A 9,158-nucleotide genomic window follows, 5' to 3' on the forward strand; every position below is an offset into this window, starting at 1 on the left:
CCGCCTCCTACACTGAATCGTATGCGCCGCTCCCTGCTCTCCCGAGGAACCACGGTGCGCGACCGAGTGCGCGCCGCGGCGGCGGGGGCACTGGCGGTCGTACTCCTCGCGTCGGGATGGAGCGTTCTTCCGGCGTCCGCCGCAGCACCGGACGACGCGGAGCAGCCCGTGGAGACCGAGCAGGCGGATCCGGATCTCGCACCGGACCCCGAGGTGATCGTGGCCCCGGCAGAGCCGGTCTTCGCCGCAGCGGACACCGACTTCGCGTTCACCGTGCTGATCCGCAACCCGGGCACTGAGCCACTGGCAGCCGGCCAACTCGATCTCGAACTCGCGGAGGAACGGGCGAGCGCTCCCGCGGACCTGGAGGAGGATTTCCCGGAGGAGACGCTGCAGGTCGCTTCGGCCGAGGTCGGTGCGACCGAAGCCGAGGGAGAACAGAGCATCACGGTGTCGGTGCCCCGATCCGACTTTCCACTGGACGTCGAGACAGACGCCGGGGTGTACCGGATCCAGGCGTCACTCACCCCCGCACCTGACGACTCGCGTGAGGACCGGACGACCGCCCCGACACCCGCGCCTGGCCTCTCATCGATCGTCTGGCGCGGCCCGGGCAGCAGCAAGCAGGCGACCGTCAGTTTCATCATCCCCCTGGTACTGACGAGCGAGACCGGTGCCATGCCCACGCGCGCCCAGCTGTCCAACACCGCGGCTCGCCTCTCCGAACTGCTCGACGTCGCCGAAGCCCATCACGCGACACTCGCGATCGACCCTCGGCTGACCGCAGGCATCCGCGCCTACGGCGACCGTGCACCGGAGGTCGCGGCTGAACTGCTGCGCCGACTGGAGACGACGTCGCTCGACACGTTCTCACTGCAGTTCGGGGATGCCGATCCCGCAGCACAAGCCGCACTGGGGCTCGATGAGCTCTTGGAGCCCGGGGACCTCTCCTATGTCACGCGGCACGGCACGTTCGCCGAGGCGGGCGACGGCACTCCCTCGACGGGGGGAGCGGAGGACGCAGCGGGTAACGCCGACACGACCGAGCCGTCCACCGAGACTCCCGATCCCAGTGAGGAAAGCAAAGCCGCCGCGGAGAGCGACAGCGCTGCCGAGTCCGAGGATTCGGGGACCGCGGACTCGGCAGGAGACGCCGATGGCGCCGACGTCTCCGAGGATGTCCCGCATAACGCTCCGTCGCAGGAGGAGCTGCTCGCCTGGGACGACACTGTGTCCACCGCCTGGCCCGCGCCGGGCGAGGTCGACGAGCGCACGCTCGATCTGGTCACCTCATCCGGCATGGAACGGGTGGTGGTGAACTCCGCGAACGTGGTGCAGTCGGGGGGTCCTCGCAGTCGTCTCGCGGGGCTCGACGCGGTGGTCACCGACGCACGCGCTGATGCGGCACTCGCCAGGGGCATTCGCGAGGAGTCAGCAGCCGATCGCGCGGCCGGTTTGGCGACGGCGGCGTCGCTCCTGGCATTCACCACGAACGGGGACGCCGCCAACATTGTGATCGGTCTCGACCGCGCGGCAGTCGGCGACGCAGATGACGCCGCGGCCGTGATCGAGGACCTCATGGGGATCAGCTGGGTCACCTCTGCGGCAGTGGAGGATCAGCCCGCTGGCACGAGTACGCTCAGCGCCGGCACCACTCTGGAGCCGCGCGCGGAACTTCTGCAGGCCGCCCTGGGACGCGAACCGGAGATCACACGCCTCGGCGATCTGCTCGTGCACCCCGACTATCTGGCGGGCTACCAGCGGGCCAGGCTGCTTCCCCTGTTCGCCACCCGCTACGCCCCCGCGGACAGCGGCTTCGATCAGGTGGCGGAGCGGTTCCAGGCCCGCGACCGGGAGCTCCTCCAGGGCGTCCACGTGATCAGCTCCGAGCACACGCAGCTCCTCGGAGCCTCCTCACGCGTTCCGCTCCAGATCCACAATTCGCTGCCGTTCGACGCCGAGGTCAGCGGCACCGTCACTCCCGCATCCGCCGCGGTGTCGGCGCCCGAGCGCGAGATCGAACCGACGCTCGTTCCCGCCGAGGGCAATCAGACGGTGCTCGTTCCCGTGCGAGCGCGCGTCTCCTCCGGAGAGTCGGCCCTCATGATCGAGCTTGCCGACCGTGCAGGCACAGAGGTCTTCTACTCGGGGGGACAGCCGCTGAGCATCCGCGCGGCGGTCGAGCGGATCGCACTGATCACCGTCGGGACGCTCGCGGCGCTCCTCCTCGGTTTCGGGATCTGGCGCAGCGTGCGGCGCCACGGGCGTGGGCACGCGACCGACGACGAGGCCGCTCAGGGCGAGGGAATACCGCGCACCTAAGATGGGTTACACCTCATCGGGCGGAGCCGCTCGACACGCCTACGCTTCAGGGAGTCTCATGCAGCAGATCATCATCATCGGTTCGGGGCCCGCCGGGTACACGGCGGCCATCTACGCGGCGCGCGCAGAACTGGCGCCCGTGCTCTTCGCGAGCCAGGTGGAACCGGGGGGCGAGCTGATGAACACGACCGAGGTCGAGAACTTCCCCGGCTTCCCCGAGGGCATCCAGGGCCCGGAGCTCATGATGAAGATGCAGCAGCAGGCGGAGCGATTCGGCACCGAGGTCGTGTACGACGACGTCGCATCCGTCGAGCTCGACGGCGACGTCAAGCGGGTCACCGCCAGCGACGGCACCGTCTACGAGGCGAGCACCGTGATCTTCGCCACCGGCTCGGCGTACCGCAAGCTCGGCCTTCCCGAGGAGGACCGGTTGTCGGGTCACGGCCTGTCGTGGTGCGCGACGTGCGACGGGTTCTTCTTCAAGGAGAAGACCATCGCCGTGGTCGGGGGAGGCGACTCTGCCATGGAGGAGGCCACGTTCCTCACCCGTTTCGCCACGAAGGTCTACGTGATCCACCGTCGCGATACGCTCCGCGCCTCGAAGATCATGCAGCAGCGCGCGTTCGAGAACGACAAGATCGAGTTCATCTGGGATTCCGAGGTCGCCGCGATCCACGGTGAGACCGAGGTCACCGGTGTGACGCTCCGCAGCACGGTCGACGGCAGCGAGCGCGAGCTCGCACTCGAGGGCCTCTTCGTCGCCGTCGGCAACGACCCCCGCGTCCACCTGGTCCACGGCCAGCTGGAACTGACGAGCGACGGCACCATCGCCGTCGACGGTCGCAGCTCGCGCACCTCGCTTCCCGGCGTCTTCGCCGCCGGCGACGTGGTCGACCCCACCTACCGGCAGGCGATCACCGCTGCAGCGTCCGGCACCACCGCGGCGCTCGACGCCGAACACTACCTCGCAGCCCGGCCGACCACCGTGTCCGCCGACACCGAGGTGACCGCGCCCGCGGCCGTCTGACCCACCGATCCCAACCGTTCAACCGTAAGGAGGCAGCATGTCCGCAGCCATCACCGTCACCGAATCCACCTTCGCCTCGGAGGTCCTGCAGAGCGACGTGCCCGTGCTCGTCGATTTCTGGGCCGAGTGGTGCGGCCCGTGCCGCGCCGTCGCGCCCGTGCTCGACCAGATCGCGTCCGAGCACGAGGGCAACATCCGCATCGCGAAGGTCAACGTCGATGAGCAGCCGAACCTCGCCGCGCAGTACCGGATCACCTCCATCCCCGCGATGAAGGTCTTCAAGGACGGCGAAGAGGTCCGTGAGATCATCGGCGCCATGCCGAAGCCCGCCATCGAGGAGCGTCTCAGCGGCATCATTTGATCGTTGACCGCTCTGTGAACGCAGTGGGCCCCGCACGCGAATGCGTGCGGGGCCCACTGCTGTCTGGGGAGGGATCAGTTGAAGCCCGAATCCCCGAGCTCACCGAGAATGCGCTTCAGGTCGCCGATCGTCGCGAAGTCGATGATGACCTGCCCCTTCTTCGCGCCGAGCTTCACCGCCACCCGGGTATCGAAGCGGTCACCCAGTCGCTCTGCGATGTCGGCGAGCTGTGCCTGCACACCGCCGGCCCGCGCCTTGGGGGACTTGCGCTTCGGGGTCTCACCCGCGGCGGCTTCCGCAGCACGGACTGAGAGCCCCTGGTTGACGATCTTGTCGGCGAGCGTCTGCATGCCCTCGGCATCGCCATCGAGCGAGAGGATGGCACGCGCGTGGCCAGCCGTGAGCACCCCTGCGGCAACGCGTGCCTGCACGGCCTCCGGCAAACGAAGGAGCCGGATGGTGTTGGAGATCTGCGGGCGCGACCGACCGATCCGCTCGGCGAGCTGCTCCTGCGTGATCCCGAAGTCGGCGAGCAGCTGCTGGTACGCCGACGCTTCTTCGAGCGGATTCAGTTCTGCACGGTGCAGGTTCTCGAGCAGTGCGTCGCGCAGCATATTCTCGTCCGCGGTACTGCGCACGATCGCCGGAATGGTCTCGAGCTCGGCGCGCTTCGATGCGCGGAGCCGGCGCTCGCCCATGATGAGCTCGTACCGCGGCTCGCCGTCGGCCGGCACGGGATCGATCGGACGCACGACGATCGGCTGGAACACCCCGAACTCGCGGACGCTGTGGGTGAGCTCCTCGAGCGCTTCCTCATCGAACTCGGTACGGGGCTGCACACGGTTGGGCACGATGTCGTCGACCCGCAGTCGGGTCAGCGTGGCGCCGGGGACCTCCTGCAGATCCTCGGCTCCATCGACGGCCGGAGCCGGTGCTCCGACGGTGTCGCCCACTACCTGAGCTGCGGCGCCGGTGGTCGCGACCGGCGCGTCATCGGCGGCGTTCGCCTGCTCCCGCTGCGGGAAGAACACATCCACCGGCCGGTCCTCGGTCTGCGAGCCCTGGGGGATGAGTGCCCCGATACCGCGTCCGAGACCGCCGCGCTTCTTCGTCGCCACCGTTATGCTCCTTCGTGGGTGAGGGGTTTCGAGCGTTCCGCGAGCTCAGCCGCCGCTTCGAGATACGCGAGTGCGCCGATCGAGGCGCGATCGTAGGCGTGCACGGTCTGCCCGTAACTGGGAGCTTCTGAGATCCTGACGGAGCGCGGGATCACGGCGTCCATGACCTCGGAGGGGAAGTGCGACCGCACCTCCTCCGCCACCTCGTTCGCGAGGTTCGTCCTCGCGTCGTACATCGTCAGCAGAATCGTCGAAACGACCAGCTCCGGATTGAGATGCTTCTGGATGAGTCGAATATTGCCGAGCAGCTGGCTGAGCCCCTCGAGCGCGTAATACTCACACTGGATCGGGATCAACACTTCGCGTGCCGCCACGAACGCGTTGACGGTGAGCAGCCCGAGTGACGGTGGGCAGTCGATGAACACGTAGTGGAAGTGATGCTCGGCCTCGCGCAGGTACTGCTCCAGGGCCGTACGTAGGCGCTGCTCGCGCGCCACGAGCGATACCAGTTCGATCTCTGCACCGGCGAGGTTGATGGTCGAGGGGACGCAGAAGAGACGCTCGTGGTCTGTGGTCGGCTGGATCGCGTCTTCGATGCCGCTGTCACCGAGCAGTACTTCGTAAACGCTCGTCACCTCCGGGCGATGCATTACGCCCAGCGCCGTCGACGCGTTCCCCTGAGGATCCAGGTCGATGACGAGCACGTTCGCGCCTCGCCGCGCGAGTGCTGAAGCGAGGTTCACGGTCGTCGTTGTCTTGCCGACGCCGCCCTTCTGGTTCGACACCGTGATCACCCGGGTCTGTTCAGGCAGGCTCGACGTGATCTCCTCGAGACGACGGCGACGACGCACCTTGTCGGCGAGGTGATCGCCGACCAGCGATTTGCCGGCTCCGCTCATGCGCTCATGCACTCCTGTCGCGAGATCGAGGGTCGTGTGGTGCAGCTCAGCAGGTGCAACCGGTACTACTTTACGGCCTGCCCCCGACAGGAACCTATCCGACCGGATCCGCCGCCCGGGCGGAGCGCTGCACGACGCCACGGAATGCCCGTGTCGTCTCGGCGAGTTGCCCGACGCCGAGTTCGCGAACCTCGATTTCGGTGACACGATGCTTGCGGAGCGTCTTCGCTGCTGCGTCGATCTCGGACTCGACGGATACGCCCTTCAAGAAGAGCATCTCACCGCCATCGCGGAGCAGGGGAGCGGTCAGCGGAACGAGTTTGCGCAGCGCCGTCACAGCTCTGGCGGTGACCAGATCGACCTCGAAGGCACCGTGGTACTCCTCAGCACGTCCTCGCAGGACCTCGGCGTTCTCGAGACCCAGCGCGTCGATCTGCTCCGTCAGCCATGCGCACCGACGTTCCATGGGTTCGATGAGTCGGAACTGCGCATCGGGGCGCAGGATCGCCAGCACGAGACCCGGCAGTCCACCGCCGGTGCCGATATCGGCGACCCGAGCATCCGGAGCGATCAGCGGAGCCAGCACGGCGCAGTTCAGCAGGTGGCGCGACCACAGCCGCTCGGCCTCCTGCGGACCGATGAGGCCGAGCAGCTCACCGCGCGTGCCGAGGTCCTCGGCAAATCTGCGGAGCACATCGATCCGGTCGCCCGCCAGATCGATCGCCTCAGCTGGCTCGGGCTCGATCTCGGGCCCGGCAGTGCCGTCCTGTTTCACGTGAAACTCCTCAGGCGGCCGTGATGACGAGGCGACGCTCCCGTCCCTCACCGCGGGACTCCGAACGGTACCCGCGTTCGGCGACCTCGTCGTGCACCAGCTTGCGCTCGTACGACGACATCGGCTCGAGGGCGACTTCGGTACGTCCGGCGGCGATCTGGGCCACCGCGGCATCGACGAGCCCCTTGAGCTCGCCGGCACGGGCCTCTCGCGATCCCGCGATATCGAGGATCAGGCGCGAGAAGCGACCCGTCTTGGCCTGTGCGGCGAGCCGAGTAAGATCCTGCATCGCCTGCACGGTCTCGGGGTTCGCCAAGCGGTCGAGATCCTGCCCGCCTCCGTTGACCGCGAGATAGACGCGACCCGAGGCGACGTTGATATCGATGTCACCGTCGAGGTCGGCGATGTCGAGGAGGCCCTCGATGTAGTCGGCCGCGTAATCGCCCTCGCCCTCAAGTTCCTCGATCGAGGGGTCCTCTCGGAGCTGCTGGTTCGCTGCGCTATCGGTCATCGCGGCCGCCTCACTTTTTCTTCTTTTTCGAGCGCTTGGCACTGACCGGCTGCTGCCGCTGGCCCTCACTCGTCTTCTTGCCGTTGATACGATCCATCTCGGCCTCCTGCTCTTCGTCGAGCTTGCCCTTGGCGCGCAGTCGCTCCTGGCGCGCGCGCCACGCATCGCTGCCCGGAGTCGGCATATTGCGGATGACGATGAACTGCTGAGCCATCGTCCACAGGTTCGAGGTGAACCAGTAGATGTTGAGCGCGAGCGGGAACATGTAGCCCGAGAAGAGGAAGGCGAAGGGGATGATGTAGAGGAGAATCTTCTGCTGCCGGTACATCGGCGAGTTCTTCGTCTCGTCCGAGACGTTCTTCGACATGATCTGGAGCTGCGTGAAGAACTGCGAGGCGATCATGAGGACCACGATGATGCCGAGCAGAATGACGACCGTCCACTGCCCCTGCTCGAGAGCGCCGCTGAAGTTGAGCGCGAGCGGTGCGCCGAAGATCGAGGCGTGGTTGAAGCTCTCGGTCAGGGCGGCATCCATGAATCCGATGCCCGCGCGACCCTCAGAAGCGCCGCGGAGGACGTAGAAGAGCGAGAAGAAGATCGGCATCTGGATCAGGATCGGCAGACACGACGCAAACGGGTTCGTCCCGTGCTTCTTGTACATCGCCATGGTCTCGCGACTCATGGCCTCGCGGGAGAACTGGTCGCTCTTGCCCTTGTACTTCGCCTGGATCTTCTTCATCTCCGGCGCGATTTCCATCATGCGCCTCTGAGACTTGATCTGCCGTACGGTGACGGGGATCAGCGCCGAACGCACGACGACCACGAGGCCGATGATCGCAAGAACCCAGGTCACCCCGCCGTCGGTGTCCATGCCCACCGAGGTGAACAGCATGTGCCATACCCACAGCACCAGCTCGACGAGCCAGCGGAGCGGCCAGAGGAGTGTTTCGATGAAGTCCACCGGGATCAGGCCTTTCGGTCGATTGCGCGGACGAATCCGCGGGAGTTCGTGGTCGTAAGCCGCCGCCGAGGCGCCGGTACATCGTCAATGCCGCCCTGGCTCCACGGATTGCACCGCAGCAGTCGCCACAGTGTCAGCGCCGAAGCCCGGACGAATCCGTGCTGCTGGTACGCCTCCAGAGCGTACCGGGAACATGATGGATGATACCTGCACACCTGCCCGTAGAGCGGCGAGATCGCGAAGCGATACGCGTGCATGATCGCGATCGAGAGATTTCTCGGCGCGAGCCAGATACCGGAGACGATGCGCCTCATCATGTCTCCGGCCCTTCGTGCTGGGCAGCTTCGCCCTGCCAGCGCTCGACCCGATCGAGAGCACGGTTCATCTCGCGTTCGAGTTGCGCGAACGATGCCTCCGCCGAGGCCGGGTGGGCACGAAAGACGATGTCGCTCCCGCGGAACCCCTCGTGAAGTCGCCGTTCCACAATGGTCTTCATGCGTCTTCTCACAAGGTTCCGGGTCACGGCGTTCCCTACCGCCCGAGAAATGATGAAGCCGAAACGGGCCGGTTCTTGCCCGGCACGCAAAACCGCGTGGGTGGTGCATGTCGCACCACCCACGCGGCAGCCGGCGCGAGAGACGCGCCGATAGTCGTCCCCCCGGGTGATGCGATGCTGCCGTGCAGGCATGAGTCACCAGGAAGGAGAGGAATTACGCGGTGAGCTTGGCGCGGCCCTTGCCTCGCCGAGCCGAAACGATGGCGCGACCCGCACGGGTGCGCATGCGCGCACGGAAGCCGTGGACCTTCGCGCGGCGGCGGTTGTTGGGCTGGAACGTACGCTTGCTCATAGTGAACTCCGTGACTTGTGGGATGGATCCCCAGTGCTCGAGGCGCAGAGGAAGTCGGATGCGGGCAGGCCAATAGTGGGCCCGCCTCTACAAGATATCTACTTTAAGCGCAAATGTCCTGTCCGTCAAAAGAATCCCGATCGCTTCCACGTGCGAGTGTGAAACATCTCACCCATTCGACCCGCCCGAGCACGCGGTCCACCCTCCCGGCCAGCGGTCCGGATGGTTCATCCGCGTTCTCGCGTTTGTCTGTGGAGAAAACTCTGAGTAGCGTGGGCATGACGAGGTGTCCGCAACCGGACATCCCAACGCTCGCGGGATTTCTGACCACGATAT

General features: G+C 66.5%; 11 protein-coding genes. 3 read left to right on the top strand and 8 right to left on the bottom strand.

Annotated elements, in window-relative coordinates; genetic code table 11:
• Positions 1–21: 21 nt before the first annotated feature.
• From K8P10_RS15345 to trxA, 3 genes are read left to right on the top strand one after another with little or no spacing between them, the layout of a single operon-like run.
• Complete coding sequence (locus K8P10_RS15345; protein WP_224779747.1) at positions 22–2,322, top strand: DUF6049 family protein; 2,301 nt, start codon at positions 22–24, stop codon at positions 2,320–2,322.
• 58 nt (positions 2,323–2,380) lie between these two features.
• Entirely contained in the window at positions 2,381–3,349 is a 969-nt protein-coding gene (trxB, locus tag K8P10_RS15350; RefSeq protein WP_224779748.1) for a thioredoxin-disulfide reductase, read from the top strand.
• Positions 3,350–3,386: 37 nt separating this feature from the next.
• Positions 3,387–3,710 carry a thioredoxin gene (gene trxA / locus K8P10_RS15355; protein WP_224779749.1) on the top strand — a complete coding sequence of 108 codons (324 nt, stop codon included), beginning with the start codon at positions 3,387–3,389 and terminating at the stop codon, positions 3,708–3,710.
• A gap of 74 nt (positions 3,711–3,784) precedes the next feature.
• On the opposite strand, the gene K8P10_RS15360 is transcribed toward trxA, so the two are convergent.
• The 8 genes from K8P10_RS15360 to rpmH form a co-directional block, all read right to left on the bottom strand.
• Positions 3,785–4,828, bottom strand: a complete 1,044-nt coding sequence (locus K8P10_RS15360; protein WP_224779750.1) for a ParB/RepB/Spo0J family partition protein — start codon at positions 4,826–4,828, stop codon at positions 3,785–3,787.
• Positions 4,829–4,830: 2 nt separating this feature from the next.
• Positions 4,831–5,727, bottom strand: a complete 897-nt coding sequence (locus tag K8P10_RS15365) for a ParA family protein (RefSeq protein WP_224779751.1) — start codon at positions 5,725–5,727, stop codon at positions 4,831–4,833.
• Positions 5,728–5,821: 94 nt separating this feature from the next.
• On the bottom strand, positions 5,822–6,502 hold the full coding sequence (gene rsmG / locus K8P10_RS15370; protein WP_224779752.1) for a 16S rRNA (guanine(527)-N(7))-methyltransferase RsmG: 681 nt from the start codon (positions 6,500–6,502) through the stop codon (positions 5,822–5,824).
• A 10-nt stretch (positions 6,503–6,512) separates the two neighbouring features.
• A complete protein-coding gene (locus K8P10_RS15375) occupies positions 6,513–7,013 on the bottom strand; it encodes a R3H domain-containing nucleic acid-binding protein (RefSeq protein WP_224779753.1) in 501 nt (166 codons plus the stop codon).
• A gap of 10 nt (positions 7,014–7,023) precedes the next feature.
• Entirely contained in the window at positions 7,024–7,974 is a 951-nt protein-coding gene (gene yidC / locus K8P10_RS15380) for a membrane protein insertase YidC (RefSeq protein ID WP_224779754.1), read from the bottom strand.
• A 5-nt stretch (positions 7,975–7,979) separates the two neighbouring features.
• Positions 7,980–8,291, bottom strand: a complete 312-nt coding sequence (yidD, locus tag K8P10_RS15385; protein ID WP_224779755.1) for a membrane protein insertion efficiency factor YidD — start codon at positions 8,289–8,291, stop codon at positions 7,980–7,982.
• Positions 8,288–8,662: a ribonuclease P protein component gene (rnpA, locus tag K8P10_RS15390; protein ID WP_224779756.1), complete on the bottom strand. Its 375-nt coding sequence runs from the start codon at positions 8,660–8,662 to the stop codon at positions 8,288–8,290. Before rnpA ends, yidD begins: the two co-directional genes overlap by 4 nt.
• Positions 8,663–8,684: 22 nt before the next feature.
• On the bottom strand, positions 8,685–8,822 hold the full coding sequence (gene rpmH, locus K8P10_RS15395) for a 50S ribosomal protein L34 (RefSeq protein WP_208236312.1): 138 nt from the start codon (positions 8,820–8,822) through the stop codon (positions 8,685–8,687).
• Positions 8,823–9,158: the final 336 nt, after the last annotated feature.

It is taken from the genome of Leucobacter sp. Psy1, from assembly GCF_020096995.1.
GTDB lineage: Bacteria > Actinomycetota > Actinomycetes > Actinomycetales > Microbacteriaceae > Leucobacter.

What these genes read in the sequence shown, in the direction of transcription:
- yidD (WP_224779755.1), bottom strand. Translation starts at nt 8,291, where the DNA reads ATGATGAGGCGCATCGTCTCCGGTATCTGGCTCGCGCCGAGAAATCTC.
- K8P10_RS15365 (WP_224779751.1), bottom strand. Translation starts at nt 5,727, where the DNA reads ATGAGCGGAGCCGGCAAATCGCTGGTCGGCGATCACCTCGCCGACAAG.
- K8P10_RS15375 (WP_224779753.1), bottom strand. Translation starts at nt 7,013, where the DNA reads ATGACCGATAGCGCAGCGAACCAGCAGCTCCGAGAGGACCCCTCGATC.
- K8P10_RS15345 (WP_224779747.1), top strand. Translation starts at nt 22, where the DNA reads ATGCGCCGCTCCCTGCTCTCCCGAGGAACCACGGTGCGCGACCGAGTG.
- trxB (WP_224779748.1), top strand. Translation starts at nt 2,381, where the DNA reads ATGCAGCAGATCATCATCATCGGTTCGGGGCCCGCCGGGTACACGGCG.
- rpmH (WP_208236312.1), bottom strand. Translation starts at nt 8,822, where the DNA reads ATGAGCAAGCGTACGTTCCAGCCCAACAACCGCCGCCGCGCGAAGGTC.
- rnpA (WP_224779756.1), bottom strand. Translation starts at nt 8,662, where the DNA reads ATGCCTGCACGGCAGCATCGCATCACCCGGGGGGACGACTATCGGCGC.
- trxA (WP_224779749.1), top strand. Translation starts at nt 3,387, where the DNA reads ATGTCCGCAGCCATCACCGTCACCGAATCCACCTTCGCCTCGGAGGTC.